We start from the raw sequence: 21,336 nt of genomic DNA on the forward strand, positions 1-21,336 counted from the left end.
ATAGCTACGCCGACTTTATAATAATGCCCATTGGTAAAAAAGCATCATCAATATACTTTAGCTATCTTACCCCAAAAATTCGACCTTGCCAAGCCATTTTTACCATTTTTGTCATTTTTTATCAGATTTTTGTTCAATTGTACAAATTTTTATCAATCAACAACAATCGCCACCAAAACAAAACGAGCCAGTTGCAGAAAAATGCAAATAAAAAAATACAAATAAATTGTCGGCATACAAATCCATAAAAATCACCAATTTTGTCGAATTTGCCAAATTTTGGTGATTTTGGCGGCAGTCTAATGATACAATAGACAATTTTGATGGTTACTATACAATGATGCAATTTGTATGCTGTAACTTGTATTGGTGATTTGGGCAGATTGGCAAGTTTTGGTAATCTGACAATTTGGTATGGCAATTTGGCATCTGATTTTTCGACACGCTGACCTGATATGGCAAGCAATGCTGTGGCTGACTTTGCTGGTGTTTATCCATCACGCTCACGCTGGCAGTTATCCTACTCACAGCAGCGGCACAGCCTATAAAAGCATTGGCAAATTTGGCGAAACGGTTTACAGTCAGCTGCCACCGCTTGCCTTGCCTTTTGATGCCGTGTCCGTGCATTATCTACACAAAGCTACTGATGCCACGCCCCATTTATCAGCAAATCATGACCAAAATCACAACCCAGCGTCAGCTTGTCAATATCTAAAAATCAACCTAGATACCCTAAAACTTAGCGAAAAATCTGGCGAAACGGTTTATGAAATGGACAAAAATGGCAACCGCATCGCCCTAAGTCCGCCTATCATCGCCGATAAAATTCGGCGTATCGAACACACCATGCGTGATTATTGTCATGGCTGAACGCATTTTTACTGTCAGCACCGACAGCGACACCAGCGATGAATGCCTAAGTGCCGCCGATGTCAAGGCGTGGATTCATCAAAAAGCCCTTGAGTTGGGATTTTCGGACTGCGGATTTTTGAGCGTTCATCACCCATTATTTGCCGAGCAAACTTTGGCACTCAAGCAATGGCTGAATCAGGGACTAAACGGCACGCTGGATTTTTTGCACGAAAATCACGATTTGCGTGCCAATCCGCACAAGCTGGTCGATGGTGCCAAAACCATCATCAGTGTCCGCATGGATTATCTGCACGATATGCCTAAGCCACGCAGCATCACCGACAACGACAGACCCAATAACGCCATCATCGCACGCTATGCTCGTGGTCGAGATTATCACAAAACCGTACGCCAACAGCTCAAAAAACTTGCTCGTGCCATCGAATCGCAGCTACCGCACTGGCAACATTTGGCAATCGGTGCTGACAAACCCTTTGTTTTTCGTCCGTTTAGCGACTCTGCACCCATCTTTGAGCGTCCCATCGCTGATGCGGCTGGGCTTGGCTGGACGGGCAAGCACACCTTATTAATCAACCGCCAAGCAGGGTCGTTTTTTAATTTGGGCGAGCTATTTATCAGTCTTGATTTGGTTGGTGAAGATGAAATGCACCCTGTCAAATCACACTGCGGCAGCTGCACCGCCTGCATCAACATTTGCCCAACTCAAGCCATCATCGCACCGCACACGCTAGACGCTGCTGCTTGCATTTCTTATCTGACCATTGAGCATAAAGGCAGCATCGATGTCAAATACCGCAAAGCGATTGGCAATCGGATTTTTGGCTGCGATGATTGCCAGCTGATTTGCCCATGGAATCGCTATGCCAAAATTTCCACCGTTGCCGATTATACCCCAAGGCACGGCTTGGACGACATAACCTTGTTGGAAGTTTGGGCGTGGAGCGAAGAAGATTTTTTGACCAAAACCGAAGGTTCACCGCTGCGGCGTACTGGCTATTTGCACTTGCTTCGCAATACCGCCATCGCCTTGGGCAACTGCCAACCCAAAACCCCTACCGAACACCAAGCCATTATCCATGCCTTGCAATCACGCCTAGGCACAGATGCGATGCTTGATGAGCATATTTTGTGGGCAATTGATGAGCTGGGTCAGTTTTTCTCAAATATGGGCGCTGATACTTAAAATGATTTTGGCAATTTGATTATTTATGATTATTTATGATTATTTAATTGTTTGATTGAATTTGATTGATAAATTTGCCCAAAACCAAACGCTCAAAAGCCAAAAATCCAAAACCAAAAACTTGAAGCCAAAATTTAAAATCACCCAACAAAAAACCGCCCACATCGGAGCGGCTTGTGATGTTTTGATGCTATGAATTAAGCCAAAACATCACGCTATTGATTCATCAAGCAGATAAATTATGCAACTTTGGCAGAAACATAATCGATGGCTTTTTGAACAGTGGTCAGCTCGGCTGAATCTTCATCAGGAATGGTGATGCCAAAGCTGCTTTCAAATGCCATGACCAACTCAACCAAATCTAGTGAGTCTGCACCCAAATCATCCATAAAAGATGCTTCGTTTTTGATTTCATCAACGCTTAGACCAAGTTGTTCGGCTACTGCGTCTTTTACTTTAGCTTCGATATCGCTCATGGTAGTTTCCTTTAATTGATTAACCGGTGCAAAATGTTGCTGCGGTTTGGATAAAATTCGTGATTATCATAAAACATTTGCCAAAAAAGTGCAAGCATTTATGAATACATATGTACACTTTTTTTCATAATAGCCCCATTTTTTGGCTTTGTCAATGATTTTTAATCACCAAAAACGGAGCTGGTATCGGCAATTTACATATACATGCCGCCATTGACCGCAAGCACTGTGCCTGTGATGTAGCTGGCTTCATCACTTGCCAAGAATGACACTGCCGCTGCAATCTCTTCAGGCTGTGCCATACGCCCCAAAGGTACAGCGTCCAGCATTGAGCTGATGAGTCGCTCGTCCAGCTCTTCGGTCATGTCTGTCTCAACAAACCCCGGTGCAACGCAGTTTACTGTAACGCCACGAGAGCCAATTTCTCGAGCCAAAGCACGGGCAAAACCTTCAGCACCTGCCTTAGTGGCGGCGTAATTGGTTTGTCCTGCATTGCCCATTTGACCGACCACAGAAGTGATGTTGATGATACGGCCTTGGCGAGCTTTCATCATGCCACGCACCGCTCTACGGCTCATGCGATAAATGGAAGTTAGGTTGGTGTCGATAACACTTGCCCAGTCTTCGTCTTTCATTCGCATAAGTAGGCCGTCTTTGGTGATGCCAGCGTTATTGACCAGCACATCGATGCCGCCATAGATGCTGTCGATTTCTTCAAACAGTTTGTCAATATCATCATTATTACAGACATCAAGCACTCGGCCGATGCCGCCTGATTCGCTCAAATACTCTGCAATCGCTTCTGCCCCTTTTTCGCTGGTGGCAGTGCCGATGACAAAATTCCCTTCTTTTGCAAAACGCTGGGCAATCGCCTTACCAATGCCACGGCTTGCACCTGTAACCAATACGATTTTTCTGCTCATGCCAAATTCTCCAGTTTTTCTAGTCGTGCCAATTTGTCTGTCGGCAAGGCGGCAATCGGTGTCGCTTGGCGTTTGGCAAGATTTGACAACACATTGCCCGGGCCACATTCAATCAACAAATCCACCTTTTGCTCCGCCAGTTTTTGCATGGTTTTTGCCCATTGCACTGGCATGGATAGCTGCTCTGTCAAAGCCAGCTTAATCTCGGCAATATCGCTATGCACTTTGGCGTGGCGGTTTTGGATTACCGAAATGTTTGCCTTGGTAAAAGTGGTTTGGGTCAATAGCTGTGCCAAGGCATCGCTGGCAGGATTCATCAAGGCACAATGCGAAGGCACTGACACCTTAAGCGGTACGGCTTTTTTACCCAATGCTTCAACTGCCGATAGCACCCCTGCCACGCCAACAGCAGTACCTGCCACCACCACTTGACCGGGGCTGTTAAAGTTTGCGGCATTGACCGTGCCAACGCTGCTACTGATTTCTTCGCACAGGCTGATGACTTGTTCATCTTCTAAACCCAAAACCGCTGCCATCTGCGTATCCATGCCCTGCACCGCTTCGGTCATCAGTTTGCCACGCTCATGCACCAGTTTGGCGGCATCTGCCAATCTTAGCACCCCAGACGCCACCAAGGCACTGTATTCGCCCAATGAATGCCCTGCCAAATACAGCGGCTTTATCGATTGAGCAGCAAGCATCGGCTCGATAATCCGCCAAATGGCAACGCTCGCCACCAACAATGCTGGCTGCGTAAATTCCGTTTTATTTAGGCGAGTGTCATCTTGAGTCACTTCCCATAAATCAAAGCCCAACGCTGCACTGGCTTCATCAAAAGTCGCCTGCACAATTGGGTGTGCTTGAGCAAGCTCATTCATCATGCCGATGGTCTGCGAGCCTTGACCTGGAAAAACCACCGCCAAGCGTTTTGTTACATTGGTATTGTCCTGAATCATAGTTCACCTTATTATTTTTTGGCATTTGCACTTTGGCAAATCGCCCTTCCTACCGCATACCAATCAAATGTTGGTATTGTGTCGCCAATTTTACCACATTTACCACAAAAATAAACAATTGTTTACCCAAAGCTGCAGTGATAAAATTTTGATAACAAAAAACCAAGCCCATGATAATATCGGCTTGGTTTTGTTACCACTGGGCAGCGATTAGCTATCTTGGCTAACCTTGAATAGCTGGCGACCACGATAAAAACCATCTTTGGTTGCGTGGTGGCGAAGGTGTTTTTCGCCAGTGGTAGAATCGATGCTTAGCTCAGCAATAGCGATATGGTCGTGCGAACGACGCATGTCACGGCGTGAGCGGCTCTTGCGGTTTTGTTGAACTGCCATGATAGCTCCTAATAATCAGTCAGGCAAAAACTGCCCATAAAGAAAAAACGGTTCGTGCGTCTTTGTCAATTTGTGTCAATGCGATTTAGCATCAATCGCCGTCCATCATAGACCAATGCACCATAAACCCTGTATTATACGCAAAAATCTTGCAAATTTCAAAGCCTAATCGCAAAAATTTACAAATCTTTTTATAAAATGATGGCAAAGCGTCCAAATTTGGCAATTTTTGGCGTTTTTTTTGGTAAATTTTGGATAATTTTAACGACTTTTGGCAATTTACCAATCCATAAATTGATTAATTTAGGACAATTTGCCCTTCAATCCTGCCAATGCTGCAAATGGATTGTCGTGAATTTCTTCACTTTCAAGCTCATCACCTGCCGATTCCACCAGCATTTCACAATCTTCGTGGCGTGGTGACAGCGGCAAAGTGAGCAATAACTCATCTTCAAGCAAGTCTTTGATTGGCAATTTGTGCGTTACGCCGTTGCCAAGCTCTTGCATCAAAATATACTCAGCATCATCAATCAGCGGCACATCATCGGCTGATGCCAATAACGCCAGCGAATACGCTCCGCTAACATCGACATCAAGCGGCTCAAGACAACGCTGGCAAGCCACTTGGATTTGCCCTGCCACTTGATAATCCAGCCAAACGATACCATCAACCTTGTGCAGGCGAACAGCCACAGCCAGCACGCCATCAGTACAAGTCTGCTCGGCAAGGCGTGGCAGCTCACCAATCTGCAAATCGCCCTGCCACTCAAAACCAATATCCGCCCACTTTTCTAGCATGATATGATTGGGCAAGGTTTGCTTTTCTGGGTGCTTGTGTGAAATTGCGGTCATATACTCTGATTGTTTGCCATTTTTAGATATTGAACCGCATATTATGGCATAATTTTGGTTTTGATAAAAGTAATTTTTGAGCGATTTAATTGTTATTGCCAATTTTTTGGTCAAATTATAAAATATTTTTAAATTAAACAATGAATTTTAATTACCATAAAATTTTTATGGCAAATTTTTATCATAAATTTATGCTAAAATAACCAACGCTAAAATCGCCAACAATTTAAAACTCAAACCAATTGTTATGATAAATTTTAATCAATTATCCCCAAATTTGAGCTTATGCCAAGCGGCAAGCGACCCTACGCACGCCGTGCAAATTCATCAGCTGTGGCAAAAATTTTATCAAACTTGCCCATCGTTACCAAAATTTGCCCAAGCGACCGCCCAAATCTGTCCTGATGATTGGCAATCGGCATATCACATTTGGCAAAGCATCAAATCCGACAATCAAAATGAGCAAGCACTCACCGACTGGCTAATCGCCTTATTTAATCAAGTGTTTGACAATCCGCACCTGCCACAAATGCCGACCATTTTGGTGCGTGGCAAGGGCGAGCCAGAATATTTCCCTGCCGAGCATCACAAGCCAGCTTGTATCGAATTTGCTCACGGCTTTTTTCAAAGTGCCTTGCACGAAATCAGTCATTGGTGCATTGCTGGCAAAAAGCGGCGAGTCTTGAACGACTTTGGTTATTGGTACGAAGCTGATGGCAGAGACGAGCAGACCCAAGCCTTATTTGAGCAAGTAGAAATCAAGCCACAAGCGGTAGAATGCTTGCTGACTTTGGCGTGTGGACGCTATTTTTATGTCTCGCAGGACAATCTGAATGCCGATTTTGACACCAGTGGTAGCACTTTTGCCGCCGATGTTTACGCACAAGCGATGGCGTATTTATCCAATCCAGACAGCCTACCCCAAGATGCTCAGGTTTTACTCTGGCTACTACTGACGCTCAGCCACAGCGATTATTACACCGCCTTACCACCTAAGCCTAGTGTAACTTGAAGTAATCATAAGGACAATCATGCAAATTTATTATCCCCACCCTGATAATCCGCAAGCACGAATTATCACACAAATCGCTAAGGCGTTACAAAACGACCAACTGCTCGTCTATCCAGATATAGGTGGCTATCGTCTGGCGATGTCCTTAAACGCGAAGCAAGCCTTTGAGCAAGCTTGTCGCATGGCACAAAGTCAAGAGCTGATATTTTGCTTAATCTGCCGTGATTTGAGCCAGATTGCCAATTATGCCCAAGTGAGCAATTTTGCTCATCGTATTTTAAAAAAGCACTTGGGTCAAAATATCGATTTTATGCTGCCTGCTACCAAAACAACGCCCAAAAAGTACCTGCACGCCAAACACCAAGGCATCGCTGTCCGCACCGCAAACACGCCTTTATCGCTTGCTTTGCTTGATGAGTTGGGCGAAGCGTTTGTCAGCCTACCAATAATTTTAGGTGGCGAGCAGCCAATATTTGATGGTGGCTACGAATTGCAAATGTTGCTCGAAAATTTGGTTGATGGTTTTGTTGACGGCGGTGATATGAATCAATCGGCTACTGCTATCATCAATCTGATCAATGATGAAATAGTGCTGCTTAACCAAGGTGAGATTGATATGGCTGATTTATAAGCATCATCTGCATCATTCATGCCATTTATATCATCTAAAATACAAAAACCCTGATAAAACTATCAGGGTTTTGTTTGAGTTATTGATCTGTCAATTATGGACGATCAACCAACTCAACATATGCCATAGGGGCATTATCACCATCACGGAAACCGCATTTGATGATGCGTAGGTAACCGCCTGGACGAGTTTGGTAGCGTGGACCAAGCTCAGCAAACAGTTTACCAACCATATCTTTGTTACGCATACGGCTGAATGCCAGACGGCGATTTGCAACGCTGTCTTCTTTTGCCAAAGTAATCAAAGGCTCTGCCACACGGCGAAGCTCTTTTGCTTTTGGCAAAGTAGTTTTGATTAGCTCATGTTCAAACAATGAATTTGTCATGTTTTGGAACATAGCCTTACGATGGCTGCTGGTGCGACCCAGCTTGACTCCGCTTTTACGATGTCGCATGGTCAAGTATCCTTTAAATTAGCGGTTGCGATAAGAAAAACGATCATCGACTCGCAAATCGCTTGGTGGCCAATTGTCTAGACGCATACCAAGTTCAAGATTTTTTGATGCAAGCACATCTTTAATCTCAGTCAATGATTTCTTACCTAGATTTGGTGTTTTTAACAACTCAGTTTCTGAGCGTTGTACCAAATCACCGATGTAATAAATATTTTCAGCTTTTAAGCAGTTTGCCGAACGAACCGTTAGCTCAAGATCGTCCACTGGACGCAATAGTACAGGGTCAATCTCTTCTTTTTCTTTGATAGGCTCAGGTGCTTCTTCTGCTTCCAAATCCACAAAAATCGCAATTTGCTGTTGCAGAATGGTTGCAGCTTTGCGAATGGCTTCTTCTGGGTCAATCGTGCCGTTAGTTTCAAGCTCAATAATCAGCTTATCAAGATCGGTACGCTGTTCAACACGAGCATTCTCAACATCGTATGCCACACGAATAATTGGGCTAAAACTTGCATCAAGTTTTAGGCGGCCAATGATTTTTGAATTGGCATCTTCACGGCGTTGATTGGCAGGCTCATAACCACGACCAGTAACCACACGCAAACGCATCTTCAGATGACCACGCTCGCTCAATGTACCCAACACCAAGTCTGGGTTGGCAATCTCAACATTGTGCGGTAGCTCTAAATCGGCAGCGGTTACGACACCTGCACCCTTCTTATCCAAAGTCAAATAAGCTTCATTTTGGTCATGCAAAACAATTGCCAAAGATTTTAGGTTAAGCAAAAGATCCAAAACATCTTCTTGCAAACCTTCAAGGGTTGAATACTCATGATCCACTCCTTCGATCTCTGCTTCAATGACTGCAGCACCAGATAATGAAGAAAGCAGAATGCGGCGTAGAGCATTACCAAGGGTATGCCCAAAACCGCGTTCTAACGGCTCGAGCGTGACCTTTGCAGTCGTTTCATTAACCGTATCTACGCTAATTGCGCTCGGTGTTAGAAACTCAGTTGCATTTGTCATAGTGTCACCTCGAATTATTCGGATTATTTAGAATATAGCTCAACAATCAAGTGTTCGTTGATTTCAGCTGGCAATTCACTACGCTCTGGCGCAGATTTGAAAGTACCTTGAAGTTTGCTGTGATCAACTTCCAACCATGCTGGAATGCCACGCTGTGTTGCAAGCTCAACTGCGTTTTTGATGCGAAGTTGTTCTTTTGATTTTTCATGTACAGCAATCACATCACCGTCTTGAACTTGGATAGATGGGATATTTACACGAACAAACTCATCACGACCAGCTTTTTTTAGCATGATTGCACGATGGCTAACCAATTGGCGTGCTTCTGCACGAGTTGCACCAAAGCCCATGCGATAAACAACATTATCCAAACGACGCTCTAGTGTTACCAATAGGTTTTCACCAGTTGCACCACGCTGACGCGCTGCTTCTTTATAATAGTTAGAGAATTGACGCTCTAAAACACCATAAATGCGTTTAACTTTTTGTTTTTCACGAAGCTGTGATGCGTATTCAGAAGTTTTATTTTGGCTATTGCCATGCTGACCAGGTACACGACCTGCTTTTTTTGTCTTCACATCAAAAGGTTTTACACCTGATTTTAGTTGCAAATCAGTGCCTTCACGACGTGATAGTTTTAATTTTGGACCAATATAACGGGCCATAAGTCTATCTCCTTAAACGCGGCGCTTCTTAGGTGGGCGGCAGCCGTTGTGTGGAATTGGTGTTACATCGCTGATGCTGTTAATTTTATAACCCAATGCACCTAATGCACGAACCGCAGACTCACGACCTGGTCCTGGACCTTTTACCAAGACATCAACATTCTTAACACCGTAAGTTTCTTGAGCAGCTTTGCCCGCAACTTCAGCTGCAACCTGTGCAGCAAATGGTGTAGATTTGCGTGAACCGCGGAAGCCTTGTCCACCGGAAGTGGCCCAAGCCAATGCATTACCTTGACGATCAGTAATCGTTACAATGGTGTTATTAAAAGACGCATGAATGTGGGCGATACCTTCAGATACCGAACGACGAGCCACTTTTTTGCGGCTGCGAGTGTCTTTTGCCATCTTTTAGCTTCCTAAGTTAGTTACTTTTTAATTGCTTTGCGTGGACCTTTGCGGGTACGCGCGTTAGTTTTTGTGCGTTGACCATTAACTGGCAGACCACGACGATGACGAAGACCGCGATAGCAACCAAGATCGACCAAACGCTTGATGTTCATTGAAACTTCACGACGAAGATCACCTTCTACTGTGTAGTTTGCAACTTCTGCACGAACAGCATCCAGTTGTGAATCATCTAACGAACCAATTTTGGTAGTTTCGTTGATACCAACCGCAGCAAGAATTTGCTTAGCAGTGGTACGACCAATACCAAAAATGTAAGTTAGCGAAATCACAGCATGTTTGTTGTCCGGAATGTTTACACCGGCAATACGAGCCATTGATTTCTCTCCATTAGTGCAAGTACAGATTGTATTTGCTACGTTTAACCACCAACAAATAAATTTGCTAGTGTGGCAAGAAGCGGATAATACATTATCCGCTGCGAAATATCAAGTATTAATTTGTAACTTAACCTTGACGTTGTTTGTGGCGTGGTTCTGCACTGCAAATCACAAGAACTTTACCCTTGCGACGAACAATTTTACAGCTGCCACAGATTTTTTTTACAGATGCTTGAACTTTCATTTCACGCTCCTAAAAGAGTTGCCTTAACGAGGCGATTTAATTAATGTTTGATCGTGGTATTGGTGTGTCATCAAGTGAGCTTGAATTTGGGCAATAAAGTCCATCAACACAACAACCATAATCAATAAAGATGATCCGCCCAATGGGATTGATACATGGAATGAATTTTGTACAACCATTGGCATTAAGCAGATAACCGTCATGTACATCGAACCAATAAATGTCAGACGATTCAAAACAAAATCTAAGTAACGCTTGGTTTGCTGTCCTGGTCTGATGCCCGGTATGTAAGCACCGCTACGCTTTAAGTTCTCTGCCACTTCTTTTGGATTGAACATCAATGCTGTATAAAAATAACAGAAAAAGATAATCATCACACCAAAAAATAGCAAGTACAGCGGTTTACCAGGCTGCAATATCAGTGAGATATTTTGCAAAATCTCTTGACCCAGTGTTGGGTTTTCATCAAAAGTGGTCCATTGACTCAAGCTGGCTGGCAAAAGCAGCAACGAACTGGCAAAAATCGCTGGAATTACCCCTGCCATGTTAATCTTCAATGGCAAATGCGATTGTTGCTGTGCGTATAGCTTACGACCCAGCTGCTGTTTTTGGGCATAATTCACTGGAATGCGACGCTGTGCACGCTCAATGAAGACAATGGCGGCAATCACAGAGATGCCAACAACGGCAAATAGCAACATGGCTATCAGGTTCATATTCTGGCTAATGGCTTGAGAAATGATGCCTGGTGCACTGGCAATAATACTGGCAAAAATCAGCATTGAAATGCCATTGCCAATACCTCGCTCAGTGATTTGCTCACCCAGCCACATCAAAAACATCGAACCTGCCACCAACGAAGTTACTGCAGGAATATAAAAACTCAAGCCCGATGTCAGCGTCAAACCGCCAGCAATCAAGCCAGTGGACATACCAACAGCCTGCACGAATGCCAATGCCAATGCACCTTGTCTGGTGTATTTGTTCAATTTTCTGCGGCCAGATTCACCCTCTTTTTTGAGTGCCTCTAACGACGGAACAATTGTAGACATCATTTGCACGACAATCGATGCAGAAATGTATGGCATAATACCCAATGCCATGATGGACATACGCTGCAACGCCCCTCCAGAAAACATGTTAAACATACCCAAAAAGGTATTGCCATTTTTCTGGAAGAACCCTGCCAAAGTTACCGGATTGATACCCGGTACTGGAATGTGCGAACCAAGTCGATAAACAATCAACGCTCCCAACAAAAACAGCATACGACTCCAAAGCTCATCATACTTGCGAATAAAAGCCAATGGATTCAAAAAACTACCTGATTGAGATGCTGACTGCTTTGACATAGATTACTCCTCGATGCTGCCACCAGCAGCTTCGATTGCTTGTTTTGCACCTTTAGTAACTTTTACGCCTTTGAATACCAAAGCACGAGTTACTTCACCAGAAAGGATAATGCGAGCACGCTTCATATCGCCACGGATAATGTTTGCAGCTTTTAGCGTCTCAACACTAACCACATCACCTTCGATTTTATTCAACTCAGATAGGCGTACTTCTGCAGTTGTCATTGCCATTTTTGATGTAAAACCAAATTTTGGCAAACGACGGTAGATTGGCATTTGACCGCCTTCAAAACCTGCAGGAATGCTAGAGCCAGAGCGTGAAGTTTGACCTTTGATACCACGACCACCGGTTTTACCCAAGCCAGAAGCAATACCACGACCACGACGAAGTGCTTTTTTCTTAGCACCTAGCGCTGGAGATAACTCATTCAGTTTAAGACCCATTACACTTCCTCCACTTTAACCATGTAGATCACACGATTTACCATACCACGAGTTGATGGAGTATCTTCAACTTCAACAGTATGTCCGATGCGACGAAGTCCCAAACCTTTTAGGCAAGCTTTATGGCTTGCTAAACGATGGGCACTCGATTTTACTTGAGTAACTTTCATTTTTTTCATCGTAACTCACCTATCTTCTTAGCCCAAAATTTCTTCAACAGTTTTGCCACGCTTCGCTGCTACTTGTTCTGGTGAAGTCATATCACGCAGACCTTTAAAAGTAGCTTGAACAACGTTGGCTGCATTGGTTGAGCCATAGCATTTTGCCAATACGTTTTGAACGCCTGCAACTTCAAGCACTGCACGCATCGCACCACCAGCAATAACACCAGTACCTTCAGAAGCTGGTTGCATATATACTTTTGATGCACCGTGGCGTGCGTTGATTGGGTGCTGCAAAGTATGACCTGCCAAATCAACAGTGATCATATTGCGTTTTGCCGCTTCCAAAGCTTTTTGAATCGCTGCTGGCACTTCACGGGCTTTACCACGACCGAAACCAACACGACCATTGCCATCACCAACCACAGTCAATGCTGTGAAAGAGAAGATGCGACCACCTTTAACGACTTTTGCTACACGGTCAACGGCAACCAATTTTTCTACCAAACCGTCAGTTTGTTCAACTTTTGCCATGATTAGAACTCCAATCCGTTTTCGCGAGCAGCGTCAGCCAAGGCTTTAACGCGGCCATGATATTTAAAACCACTACGGTCAAATGCAACTTTGGTTACACCAGCTGCTTTTGCACGCTCTGCGATTAATGCACCAACAGCTTTTGCTGCTTCAACATTACCTGTGGCACCTGAACGCAAGGTCGCATCAAGTGTTGATGCTTGAGCAACAACAACACCGCCAGTAGGTGAGATGATTTGTGCATAAATATGGCGTGGAGTGCGTGTTACGGTCAAACGGTTGATACCTAGATGACGGATATGTGCACGAGTTTTCTTTGCTCGACGAAGACGAGCTGCTTTTTTATCAAACATTATGGCTCACCTTTTATTTTTTCTTAGCTTCTTTACGAAGAACAACTTCATCGCTATAACGAACACCTTTACCTTTATAAGGCTCTGGTGGACGGAAGCTACGAATTTTAGCAGCTGCTTGGCCAAGTTTTTGCTTATCGCTTGATTTTAAAACGATTTCAGTTTGGCTTGGGCTTTCTGCCGACACACCTTCTGGTAGCGTGTATTCGATTGGGTGTGAGAAACCTAGGCTTAGGTTAACTTTGTTGCCAGCAACTTGGGCACGATAACCAACGCCGATAAGCTGTAAGCGACGCTCAAAACCTTCGCTGACACCTTTAACCATATTGTTCAATAGAGCACGCACAGTACCAGTATGCATCCACGCTTCTTTGGTGTCTACAACTGGAGATAGTGTTACAACACCATCTTCTTGTTTTAGCTCGACCAATCCATGCAGGCTCAAAGACAAAGTGCCGTTTTTGCCTTTGACTTCAACCTGCCGATCGTTCAAAGTAACACTAGTGCCAGCTGGCAGTGTTACTGGGGCTTTAGCCACACGAGACATAGGAATTTCCTTCAAATGAATTAAAACTACCAAAATGGTAGCAAACAAAAAAACTAACAGGCATTAAAGCCTGCTAGTTTAACATATTTAGATTTAGAAGTAAACCTAGAAATCTAAATTTTCCAGTGGATTGCTTAATTAAGCAACCAATGCGATGACTTCGCCACCGATACCTGCTTCACGAGCAGCACGGTCGCTCATAATACCTTTACTGGTTGAGATGATAGCAACACCAAGACCTTTTTTGACGCTTGGCAATTCATCTTTACCACGGTATTGACGCAAACCTGGACGGCTAAAACGCTTCAATTGCTCGATAACGCCTTTGCCTTGATAGTATTTCAACTCAATGTTCAATACTTTTTTACCATTGTCAGCATCGCTCACTTCAGCAGAAGTCAAATAACCTTCAGCAACCAACAAATCAGCGATTGATTTGCGTAGTTTAGAAGCTGGCATTTGTACAGATGGTTTGTTTCGTGATTGTGCGTTGCGAATGCGAGTTAGCATGTCGGCAACTGGATCTTGCATACTCATAGCGTAACTCCTTATTACCAGCTAGCTTTACGAACGCCAGGCACATCGCCTTGCATAACATGAATACGTAACATATTACGTGATAGACCAAATTTGCGGAAGTAGCCGTGTGGACGACCAGTTAGACCGCAACGGTTGCGCAAACGCACTGGTGATGCGTTGCGTGGTAGAGCTTGTAGTGCCAACATTGCATCTAGACGCTCTTCTTCGCTAGCATTGATATCGCTAATGATAGCTTTTAGCTTTGCACGCTTTTGCGCATACTTAGCTACTGTTTTTTCGCGTTTTAGTTCGCGATTAATCATGCTCTTTTTAGCCATAACGTTTTACCTTATCTGAATGGGAAGCCAAATGCTTTAAGCAATGCACGACCTTGATCATCGTCTGCTGCAGTTGTCGTGATAGTCACGTCCAAGCCACGGATACGATCGATTTTATCAAAGTCCACTTCAGGAAAAACGATCTGCTCTTTGATACCTAGCGAATAGTTGCCACGACCATCAAATGCTTTTGCAGAAAAACCACGGAAGTCACGGATACGCGGAATTGCAATGGCAATTAGACGATCTAAGAATTCGTACATTTGCTCGCCACGCAGCGTAACTTTACAGCCGATTGGCCATTCTTCACGAATTTTGAATCCTGCAACTGATTTGCGTGCTTTTGTTACAACAGGTTTTTGACCAGCGATTGCCGTCATGTCTGCCAAAGCACCTTCTAGTAGTTTTTTATCTTGTGCTGCACCACCAACACCCATGTTCAGAGTGATCTTGGTGATTTTTGGCACTTGCATGACATTTTCTAAGCCCAGCTCTTCTTTGATTTGCTGTTTTAGCTTGTCATTGTATAGTGATTTTAATCTTGCCATTACTATATACCCTTAGTCTCTTATGCAGTCGCCACTACTTCACCAGTTGAACGATAGATGCGCTCTTTTTTGCCTTCTGCGTTCACTTGGTAAGCAATACGATCTGCTTTTTGGGTTTTTGCGTTATAAATCGCAACATTTGAAATATGTAAAAACGCTTCTTGCTTAACAATGCCACCTTCTTTGCCCAACATTTGGTTGGGTTTTTGATGTTTGGTTACAATGTTAATGCCTTCAACTTTTACACGGTCTGCTTTCACCGCCAAAATTGTGCCTTGCTTGCCTTTGTCTTTGCCAGCAATCACAACCACGGTGTCGCCTTTACGTAACTTTGCCATAATAAGCCTCTAAACAATTACAGTACTTCTGGTGCAAGTGAAACAATTTTCATGAATTGCTCACCACGCAGTTCGCGGGTAACAGGTCCAAAAATACGCGTTGCAATCGGTGCTTTGTTGTTATTCAACAATACCGCAGCATTGTCGTCAAAACGAAGCACTGAACCATCTGGGCGACGGACGCCTTTTTTGGTACGAACAACAACAGCATTCATCACGTCGCCTTTTTTCACACGGCCACGGGGAATTGCTTCTTTCACTGTTACTTTGATGATGTCGCCAACAGATGCATAACGACGATGTGAACCACCCAGTACTTTAATGCACTGAACGCGTCTTGCACCACTGTTATCTGCAACTTCCAGCATTGTTTCAGTCTGAATCATCGCATTACTCCAATAATAAATAAAGCAATAAAAGCCATTTACCAATAATTTGGTAATCTTGCATTAAAAATGCAATTATACTAGCAAATGGCTCTTAATGCAAATAACTTAAATTTTTACAGCAGCCTCAACCACATCTACCAAAGCCCAAGTTTTGGTCTTTGAGAATGGACGGGTTTCTTTGATGCGTACGATATCACCTTCTTGGCAAACATTATTTTCGTCGTGTGCTTTTAGCTTGGTTGAACGACGAACTTGTTTACCATACATTGGGTGACGAATTTGGCGTTCAACCAATACAACAATCGATTTGTCCATCTTGTTGCTGATAACTTTACCAGTTACGACGCCAACTTCTTGAGTTTGAGTGTTCTCGCTCATGCGTCACCTCTTTGTTTTTCGTTGATCAAAGTTAGAATCTTGGCAATCGTGCGACGATTTGCTTTGATTTCATGAGTATTGCCTAGCTGACCCGTAGCTTTTGCCATACGCAGACGAAATGCGTCAAGTTGCTTTTCGTCAAGCAATTGAGCCAACTCTTCTACTGATTTTTCGCGTAATTCGTTGGTTTTCATTACATAATCGTCCGTTTAACAATGGTGGTCTTGAATGGAAGTTTTGCTGCTGCAAGCGTCAAAGCTTCACGAGCAAGTTCTTCACTAACACCTTGGATTTCATAAAGCATCTTGCCTGGCTTGATTTCTGCTACCCAGTACTCAACAGGACCTTTACCTTTACCCATACGAACTTCCAATGGTTTTTCGGTAATTGGCTTGTCTGGGAATACACGGATCCAGATTTTACCGCCACGCTTAATGCGACGAGTGATGGTACGACGCGCAGCTTCAATTTGACGAGCAGTCATACGACCACGACCGATTGATTTTAGACCAATTTCACCAAAAGCAACTGTGTTACCACGTTGGGCAAGTCCAGTGTTACGCCCTTTGTGCATTTTGCGAAACTTGGTACGTTTTGGTTGTAACATAGCTTAACCTCTGTCTGTGTTGCGGCGGTTAGTACGGCCACGGCGTTTTGGTGTGCGTGCTTTGTCTTCTACAACTGGGTTGTAAACACTATTCATGCCGTCTAGAATTTCACCGCGGAAAATCCAAACTTTAACACCGATAGTACCGTATGTGGTTTCAGCACGAACTGATGCATAATCAATATCAGCACGCAATGTGTGCAAAGGCACACGGCCTTCACGATACCATTCGGTACGAGCAATCTCAGCACCGCCTAGACGACCTGAAAGCTCAACCTTGATGCCTTGTGCACCAGAACGCATGCTGTTTTGGACAGCACGTTTCATAGCACGGCGGAACATTACACGACGCTCCAACTGGCTTGAGATGCCTTCTGCAACCAGACGAGCATCCAAATCAGGAGAAGTAATCTCTTGAATGTTCACTTGTGCAGGAACACCCATCAATTTGGTCAGTTCTTTTTGTAGGCTTTCAATGTCTTCGCCTTTTTTGCCAATGATCACACCTGGGCGTGCACTGTGAATGGTGATTTTTGCAGCACCAGTAGGACGCTCGATATTGATATGGCTAACCATTGCACCTTCTAGTTTTTTGCGTAGGAAAGCACGGACTTGAAAGTCATTTAGCAGATATTCTGAATATTGCTTTGGACTTGCATACCAGTTAGCGTTATGCTTTTTGATAACACCTAGACGGATACCAATTGGATGTACTTTTTGACCCATAATTATTCCCCTACTTTAACAGTGATATGACAAGTACGCTTGCTGATGCGATCAGCACGACCCTTGGCACGGGGCATAATACGCTTCAAGGTGATACCTTCATCAACATAAATGGTGGTGACACGCAATTTGTCAATGTCAAGACCATTGTTGTGTTCAGCGTTTGCGATTGCTGAATTTAGGCATTTCTTAACCAATTTAGCACCTTTTTTGTTGCTAAAGGTAAGAATGTCTAAAGCTCGCTCAATTGGCTTACCACGAACTTCGTCCGCAACCAATCTTACTTTTTGTGCCGAAATGGCGGCACCACGTAATTTTGCAGTTACTTCCATGGTAGCACCTTATCTCTTCGATTTCTTATCAACGCCGTGACCACGATATGAACGAGTCGGGGCGAATTCACCTAGTTTATGACCAACCATTTGCTCGCTAACGATAACTGGCACATGAGTGCGACCGTTGTGAACAGCGATGGTTAGACCTACCATTTGTGGTAGAATCATCGAGCGACGTGACCAAGTTTTGATCGGTTTGCGGCTGTTGCTTTCTAGAGCGTCTTCAACCTTGGCAAACAAATGCGCATCGATAAATGGACCTTTTTTCAATGAACGAGGCATGAAACTTTTCCTTTATTTCTTGGCACGACGGCGACGGATGATCATACTGTCAGTACGCTTGTTAGAACGAGTCTTAAGACCCTTAGCTTTCTGACCCCATGGGCTAGTTGGGTGCTTACCGAAGTTACGGCCTTCACCACCACCGTGTGGGTGGTCAATCGGGTTCATCGCAGTACCACGAACGGTAGGACGAACACCACGCCAGCGTGCTGCACCTGCTTTACCTAGTGATTTTAGGTTGTTTTCAGTGTTTGATACTTCACCGATAACCGCACGGCAGTTTGCGTGGATACGGCGAGTTTCACCTGAACGCAAGCGAACAATCACATAAGCACCATCACGACCTAGCAATTGAACTGCTGCACCTGCTGAACGAGCGATTTGTGCACCTTTGCCAATTTTTAGTTCGATGTTGTGAATGATAGTACCAACAGGGATATTTTTTAGTGGCAAGCAGTTACCTGGACGGATTGGAGCTGCTTCACCTGATTGTACTTGATCGCCAACACTCAATTTCTTTGGAGCGATGATATAACGACGCTCACCATCTGCATATTTTAGCAATGCGATGTGGGCAGTACGGTTTGGATCGTATTCGATACGCTCAACAACCGCTGGGATACCGTCTTTAGTACGCTTAAAGTCAATTAGGCGATAATTTTGCTTGTGACCACCACCGATATGACGGGTAGTGATACGACCGTTATTATTACGACCACCATTTTTAGCTTTTGATTCGACAAGCGGTGCATATGGACGACCTTTATAAAGGTGTGGATGCACTACTTTCTCAACAAAGCGACGACCTGGTGATGTAGGTTTTGCTTTTACGATAGGCATTTTTTGAATCCTTATTCGTTAGTCGCTGTTTCGCCAGTGGCTTCTTCACCAGCACCGATTTGTACGTCTGAACCAGCTTTTAGGGTGACATACGCTTTTTTAACGTCAGAACGCTTACCAACCACACGACCAAAACGCTTGGTTTTACCTTTGGTGTTTAGTGTGTTTACTTTCACAACTTCAACACCTTCAAACATTAGCTCAACAGCTTGTTTGATTTCGCGTTTAGTGGCATTGCTATCGACTTTAAAAACCTGAACACCAAGAGAATCGCCTAGACGCTGAGATTTTTCTGAAAATACAGGTGCTTTTAGTACCTGATATAGTCTTGCGTTGCTCATGCAAGTGTCTCCTCAAATTGTTTAGCCGCTTCTACTGACATGATAACTTTGTCGTATGAAACCAAGCTTACTGGATCAACTTCACGAGTACCCAATACATTGACATATGGGATATTGCGTGCAGCCAAGTACAAGTTTTCGTCAACTTCGTGAGTTACGATCAATGCACGTGGAGCATTCAAGTCAGCCAGTTTGGCGATAAGCTCTTTGGTTTTTGGTGCTGAAACAGAAATTTCATCAACCAAAATCAAGCGTTCTTGACGAACAAGCTCAGCCAAAATGCACTGCATTGCACCACGATACATTTTGCGGTTTACTTTTTGTGACCAATCTTGTGGCTTAGCAGCGAATGCACGACCACCGCCAACCCAAATAGGGCTACGAATTGAGCCAGCACGGGCACGACCAGTACCCTTTTGACGCCATGGCTTTTTGCCACCGCCAGAAACTTCGCCACGAGTTTTTTGTGCACGAGTACCTTGACGAGCACCTGCCAAATAAGCGGTTACTACTTGGTGTACCAAGGCTTCATTGAACTCACGACCAAATGTAACTTCAGAAAGCTCAACCGCCGCACCTGTAACAGTTTTTAAATTCACGTTAATCCCCTTTACTAGGCTTTGACTGACGGACGTACGATAACGTCACCACCATTGGCACCTGGAATAGCACCTTTGATGACTAGTACACCTTTTTCGGCGTCAATAGAAACAATTTCCAAGCCTTGAATAGTAACACGCTTATTACCCATTTGACCTGGCATTTTTTTGCCTTTGAATACACGACCTGGGGTTTGGTTTTGACCTGTTGAACCCAATACACGGTGAGAAACAGAGTTACCGTGAGTTGCGTCTTGGGTGCGGAAGTTGTGACGCTTCACACCACCTTGAAAACCTTTACCCTTGCTTTGACCAGTCACATCAACCAACTGACCAACTTCAAAGACATCAGCAGCTGAAATGCTGCCACCAATTTCACGACCTTCAAGATCGCTTTCTTCTGCGCGAAATTCCCAAACACCACGACCAGCAGCAACGCCAGCTTTTGCGAAGTGTCCTTTTTGAGCAGCAGTCACACGGCTGTCACGACGCTCACCTGTAGTGATTTGAATCGCATTATAGCCATCGGTGTCTACTGTTTTGATTTGCGAGATGCGGTTGGCATCAACCTCAACCACTGTGACAGGGATAGAAACGCCTGCTTCAGTGAAGACTCGGGTCATGCCGCATTTTTTACCGACTAAACCAATCGCCATTTTAGACCTCTTTATATTAATAGTTTAATAGCTCAAACCAAACTGATGTTCATTAGCCCAAAGCAATCTGAACATCGACACCAGCCGCTAGATCTAGCTTCATCAATGCATCAACAGTTTTATCTGTTGGCTGTACGATGTCGATCATGCGCTTATGGGTGCGAATTTCATACTGGTCACGAGCGTCTTTGTTGACGTGTGGTGATGTCAATACGTTGAACCGCTCAATACGAGTCGGCAACGGTACAGGACCGCAAACTTGTGCACCTGTACGCTTTGCAGTATCGACAATCTCTTGTGCCGACTGATCAATCAAACGATGGTCGAACGATTTTAGTCGGATACGGATTCTCTGGTTAGCCATGCCAACAAGCTCCTAATTTTAAGTGCTTTACAAACTTCCATCTATCTTTATGTTAAAACAGATTTCAGTTAAACCGTTAAAATTCGCTTTACAAATCTAAAAGCGAAATAATCCAATCCCTACTAACCTATGCAAAAATACGCAAGTCAGCAGGGGAGTTTGTTCAATAGTGCCAAAAACGATGCTTCGGCTGTGGCGTTGTCTTAGTACTTGCG

The 21,336-nt window shown here is 44.1% G+C and carries 37 protein-coding genes; 4 read left to right on the forward strand and 33 right to left on the reverse strand.

All coding sequences use genetic code 11. From position 1 onward, the window contains the following. Window positions 1-414 precede the first annotated feature (414 nt). Together ACFBZI_RS02365 and queG are read left to right on the forward strand one after the other, a co-directional pair. On the forward strand, window positions 415-870 hold the full coding sequence (locus tag ACFBZI_RS02365; RefSeq protein WP_375714858.1) for a hypothetical protein: 456 nt from the start codon (window positions 415-417) through the stop codon (window positions 868-870). Continuing rightward, on the forward strand, window positions 863-2,056 hold the full coding sequence (queG, locus tag ACFBZI_RS02370) for a tRNA epoxyqueuosine(34) reductase QueG (protein WP_375714859.1): 1,194 nt from the start codon (window positions 863-865) through the stop codon (window positions 2,054-2,056). Before ACFBZI_RS02365 ends, queG begins: the two co-directional genes overlap by 8 nt. Before the next feature lie 239 nt (window positions 2,057-2,295). On the opposite strand, the gene acpP is transcribed toward queG, so the two are convergent. The 5 genes from acpP to ACFBZI_RS02395 form a co-directional block, all read right to left on the reverse strand. Next, window positions 2,296-2,532 (reverse strand): acyl carrier protein, encoded by a 237-nt coding sequence (gene acpP / locus ACFBZI_RS02375; protein ID WP_375714860.1) that lies wholly within the window; start codon window positions 2,530-2,532, stop codon window positions 2,296-2,298. A gap of 194 nt (window positions 2,533-2,726) precedes the next feature. After that, complete coding sequence (gene fabG, locus ACFBZI_RS02380) at window positions 2,727-3,455, reverse strand: 3-oxoacyl-ACP reductase FabG (RefSeq protein ID WP_375714861.1); 729 nt, start codon at window positions 3,453-3,455, stop codon at window positions 2,727-2,729. Then, complete coding sequence (fabD, locus tag ACFBZI_RS02385) at window positions 3,452-4,411, reverse strand: ACP S-malonyltransferase (RefSeq protein WP_375714862.1); 960 nt, start codon at window positions 4,409-4,411, stop codon at window positions 3,452-3,454. The genes fabG and fabD overlap by 4 nt, the downstream gene beginning before the upstream one ends. A gap of 210 nt (window positions 4,412-4,621) precedes the next feature. Further along, the gene (gene rpmF / locus ACFBZI_RS02390; protein ID WP_003656952.1) at window positions 4,622-4,804 is read right to left on the reverse strand and encodes a 50S ribosomal protein L32; all 183 of its coding nucleotides are present in this window, start codon (window positions 4,802-4,804) and stop codon (window positions 4,622-4,624) included. Between the two features lie 303 nt (window positions 4,805-5,107). Further along, window positions 5,108-5,656: a YceD family protein gene (locus ACFBZI_RS02395; protein ID WP_375714863.1), complete on the reverse strand. Its 549-nt coding sequence runs from the start codon at window positions 5,654-5,656 to the stop codon at window positions 5,108-5,110. Between the two features lie 247 nt (window positions 5,657-5,903). On the opposite strand from ACFBZI_RS02395, the gene ACFBZI_RS02400 reads away from it, so the two are divergent. Both ACFBZI_RS02400 and ACFBZI_RS02405 read left to right on the forward strand, forming a co-directional pair. Further along, on the forward strand, window positions 5,904-6,668 hold the full coding sequence (locus ACFBZI_RS02400) for an elongation factor P hydroxylase (RefSeq protein ID WP_375714864.1): 765 nt from the start codon (window positions 5,904-5,906) through the stop codon (window positions 6,666-6,668). A gap of 19 nt (window positions 6,669-6,687) precedes the next feature. Continuing rightward, window positions 6,688-7,299, forward strand: coding sequence for a Sua5/YciO/YrdC/YwlC family protein (locus ACFBZI_RS02405; protein ID WP_375714865.1), 612 nt, complete (start codon window positions 6,688-6,690; stop codon window positions 7,297-7,299). 94 nt (window positions 7,300-7,393) lie between these two features. On the opposite strand, the gene rplQ is transcribed toward ACFBZI_RS02405, so the two are convergent. The 28 genes from rplQ to rpsJ form a co-directional block, all read right to left on the reverse strand. After that, the gene (rplQ, locus tag ACFBZI_RS02410) at window positions 7,394-7,753 is read right to left on the reverse strand and encodes a 50S ribosomal protein L17 (RefSeq protein ID WP_078254892.1); all 360 of its coding nucleotides are present in this window, start codon (window positions 7,751-7,753) and stop codon (window positions 7,394-7,396) included. Window positions 7,754-7,771: 18 nt separating this feature from the next. Continuing rightward, entirely contained in the window at window positions 7,772-8,776 is a 1,005-nt protein-coding gene (locus tag ACFBZI_RS02415) for a DNA-directed RNA polymerase subunit alpha (protein ID WP_375714866.1), read from the reverse strand. A gap of 23 nt (window positions 8,777-8,799) precedes the next feature. After that, window positions 8,800-9,441: a 30S ribosomal protein S4 gene (rpsD, locus tag ACFBZI_RS02420; RefSeq protein WP_375714867.1), complete on the reverse strand. Its 642-nt coding sequence runs from the start codon at window positions 9,439-9,441 to the stop codon at window positions 8,800-8,802. A gap of 12 nt (window positions 9,442-9,453) precedes the next feature. Then, the gene (rpsK, locus tag ACFBZI_RS02425; protein WP_036364258.1) at window positions 9,454-9,846 is read right to left on the reverse strand and encodes a 30S ribosomal protein S11; all 393 of its coding nucleotides are present in this window, start codon (window positions 9,844-9,846) and stop codon (window positions 9,454-9,456) included. A gap of 20 nt (window positions 9,847-9,866) precedes the next feature. Further along, window positions 9,867-10,223 (reverse strand): 30S ribosomal protein S13, encoded by a 357-nt coding sequence (gene rpsM, locus ACFBZI_RS02430; protein WP_375714868.1) that lies wholly within the window; start codon window positions 10,221-10,223, stop codon window positions 9,867-9,869. A 130-nt stretch (window positions 10,224-10,353) separates the two neighbouring features. Next, entirely contained in the window at window positions 10,354-10,470 is a 117-nt protein-coding gene (gene rpmJ, locus ACFBZI_RS02435) for a 50S ribosomal protein L36 (RefSeq protein WP_049236838.1), read from the reverse strand. 23 nt (window positions 10,471-10,493) lie between these two features. Further along, a complete protein-coding gene (gene secY / locus ACFBZI_RS02440; protein WP_375714869.1) occupies window positions 10,494-11,822 on the reverse strand; it encodes a preprotein translocase subunit SecY in 1,329 nt (442 codons plus the stop codon). A 3-nt stretch (window positions 11,823-11,825) separates the two neighbouring features. Beyond that, window positions 11,826-12,266 (reverse strand): 50S ribosomal protein L15, encoded by a 441-nt coding sequence (gene rplO / locus ACFBZI_RS02445; protein WP_375714870.1) that lies wholly within the window; start codon window positions 12,264-12,266, stop codon window positions 11,826-11,828. After that, a complete protein-coding gene (gene rpmD, locus ACFBZI_RS02450) occupies window positions 12,266-12,445 on the reverse strand; it encodes a 50S ribosomal protein L30 (RefSeq protein ID WP_076555649.1) in 180 nt (59 codons plus the stop codon). Before rpmD ends, rplO begins: the two co-directional genes overlap by 1 nt. 18 nt (window positions 12,446-12,463) lie before the next feature. Next, window positions 12,464-12,961 carry a 30S ribosomal protein S5 gene (rpsE, locus tag ACFBZI_RS02455; RefSeq protein WP_375714871.1) on the reverse strand — a complete coding sequence of 166 codons (498 nt, stop codon included), beginning with the start codon at window positions 12,959-12,961 and terminating at the stop codon, window positions 12,464-12,466. Between the two features lie 2 nt (window positions 12,962-12,963). Further along, the gene (gene rplR, locus ACFBZI_RS02460) at window positions 12,964-13,314 is read right to left on the reverse strand and encodes a 50S ribosomal protein L18 (RefSeq protein ID WP_375714872.1); all 351 of its coding nucleotides are present in this window, start codon (window positions 13,312-13,314) and stop codon (window positions 12,964-12,966) included. A 13-nt stretch (window positions 13,315-13,327) separates the two neighbouring features. Then, window positions 13,328-13,861 carry a 50S ribosomal protein L6 gene (gene rplF, locus ACFBZI_RS02465; protein ID WP_375714873.1) on the reverse strand — a complete coding sequence of 178 codons (534 nt, stop codon included), beginning with the start codon at window positions 13,859-13,861 and terminating at the stop codon, window positions 13,328-13,330. 138 nt (window positions 13,862-13,999) lie between these two features. After that, window positions 14,000-14,398 carry a 30S ribosomal protein S8 gene (gene rpsH, locus ACFBZI_RS02470; protein ID WP_375714874.1) on the reverse strand — a complete coding sequence of 133 codons (399 nt, stop codon included), beginning with the start codon at window positions 14,396-14,398 and terminating at the stop codon, window positions 14,000-14,002. A 14-nt stretch (window positions 14,399-14,412) separates the two neighbouring features. Beyond that, complete coding sequence (gene rpsN / locus ACFBZI_RS02475; RefSeq protein ID WP_375714875.1) at window positions 14,413-14,718, reverse strand: 30S ribosomal protein S14; 306 nt, start codon at window positions 14,716-14,718, stop codon at window positions 14,413-14,415. Window positions 14,719-14,729: 11 nt separating this feature from the next. Continuing rightward, complete coding sequence (gene rplE / locus ACFBZI_RS02480; protein WP_375714876.1) at window positions 14,730-15,266, reverse strand: 50S ribosomal protein L5; 537 nt, start codon at window positions 15,264-15,266, stop codon at window positions 14,730-14,732. Between the two features lie 20 nt (window positions 15,267-15,286). Beyond that, window positions 15,287-15,604, reverse strand: coding sequence for a 50S ribosomal protein L24 (gene rplX / locus ACFBZI_RS02485; RefSeq protein ID WP_076555643.1), 318 nt, complete (start codon window positions 15,602-15,604; stop codon window positions 15,287-15,289). A gap of 17 nt (window positions 15,605-15,621) precedes the next feature. Beyond that, a complete protein-coding gene (gene rplN, locus ACFBZI_RS02490) occupies window positions 15,622-15,990 on the reverse strand; it encodes a 50S ribosomal protein L14 (RefSeq protein WP_049236821.1) in 369 nt (122 codons plus the stop codon). Between the two features lie 108 nt (window positions 15,991-16,098). After that, a complete protein-coding gene (gene rpsQ / locus ACFBZI_RS02495; RefSeq protein ID WP_375714877.1) occupies window positions 16,099-16,371 on the reverse strand; it encodes a 30S ribosomal protein S17 in 273 nt (90 codons plus the stop codon). Further along, on the reverse strand, window positions 16,368-16,565 hold the full coding sequence (gene rpmC, locus ACFBZI_RS02500) for a 50S ribosomal protein L29 (RefSeq protein ID WP_078254907.1): 198 nt from the start codon (window positions 16,563-16,565) through the stop codon (window positions 16,368-16,370). Before rpmC ends, rpsQ begins: the two co-directional genes overlap by 4 nt. Continuing rightward, window positions 16,565-16,978: a 50S ribosomal protein L16 gene (gene rplP / locus ACFBZI_RS02505; RefSeq protein WP_064603324.1), complete on the reverse strand. Its 414-nt coding sequence runs from the start codon at window positions 16,976-16,978 to the stop codon at window positions 16,565-16,567. Before rplP ends, rpmC begins: the two co-directional genes overlap by 1 nt. Window positions 16,979-16,981: 3 nt before the next feature. Further along, complete coding sequence (gene rpsC / locus ACFBZI_RS02510; RefSeq protein ID WP_375714878.1) at window positions 16,982-17,704, reverse strand: 30S ribosomal protein S3; 723 nt, start codon at window positions 17,702-17,704, stop codon at window positions 16,982-16,984. A 2-nt stretch (window positions 17,705-17,706) separates the two neighbouring features. Beyond that, a complete protein-coding gene (gene rplV, locus ACFBZI_RS02515) occupies window positions 17,707-18,036 on the reverse strand; it encodes a 50S ribosomal protein L22 (RefSeq protein ID WP_375714879.1) in 330 nt (109 codons plus the stop codon). 9 nt (window positions 18,037-18,045) lie between these two features. Then, window positions 18,046-18,321, reverse strand: a complete 276-nt coding sequence (rpsS, locus tag ACFBZI_RS02520) for a 30S ribosomal protein S19 (RefSeq protein ID WP_375714880.1) — start codon at window positions 18,319-18,321, stop codon at window positions 18,046-18,048. 12 nt (window positions 18,322-18,333) lie between these two features. Further along, complete coding sequence (gene rplB / locus ACFBZI_RS02525) at window positions 18,334-19,161, reverse strand: 50S ribosomal protein L2 (protein ID WP_375714881.1); 828 nt, start codon at window positions 19,159-19,161, stop codon at window positions 18,334-18,336. Between the two features lie 11 nt (window positions 19,162-19,172). Then, window positions 19,173-19,502, reverse strand: a complete 330-nt coding sequence (gene rplW / locus ACFBZI_RS02530; RefSeq protein ID WP_375714882.1) for a 50S ribosomal protein L23 — start codon at window positions 19,500-19,502, stop codon at window positions 19,173-19,175. Continuing rightward, window positions 19,499-20,101 (reverse strand): 50S ribosomal protein L4, encoded by a 603-nt coding sequence (rplD, locus tag ACFBZI_RS02535; protein WP_375714883.1) that lies wholly within the window; start codon window positions 20,099-20,101, stop codon window positions 19,499-19,501. Before rplD ends, rplW begins: the two co-directional genes overlap by 4 nt. 14 nt (window positions 20,102-20,115) lie before the next feature. Beyond that, window positions 20,116-20,757 carry a 50S ribosomal protein L3 gene (rplC, locus tag ACFBZI_RS02540; protein WP_375714884.1) on the reverse strand — a complete coding sequence of 214 codons (642 nt, stop codon included), beginning with the start codon at window positions 20,755-20,757 and terminating at the stop codon, window positions 20,116-20,118. Between the two features lie 52 nt (window positions 20,758-20,809). After that, a complete protein-coding gene (rpsJ, locus tag ACFBZI_RS02545) occupies window positions 20,810-21,121 on the reverse strand; it encodes a 30S ribosomal protein S10 (protein ID WP_003656991.1) in 312 nt (103 codons plus the stop codon). Window positions 21,122-21,336 lie beyond the last annotated feature (215 nt).

The organism is Moraxella marmotae (assembly GCF_042219885.1).
Lineage (GTDB): Bacteria > Pseudomonadota > Gammaproteobacteria > Pseudomonadales > Moraxellaceae > Moraxella > Moraxella marmotae.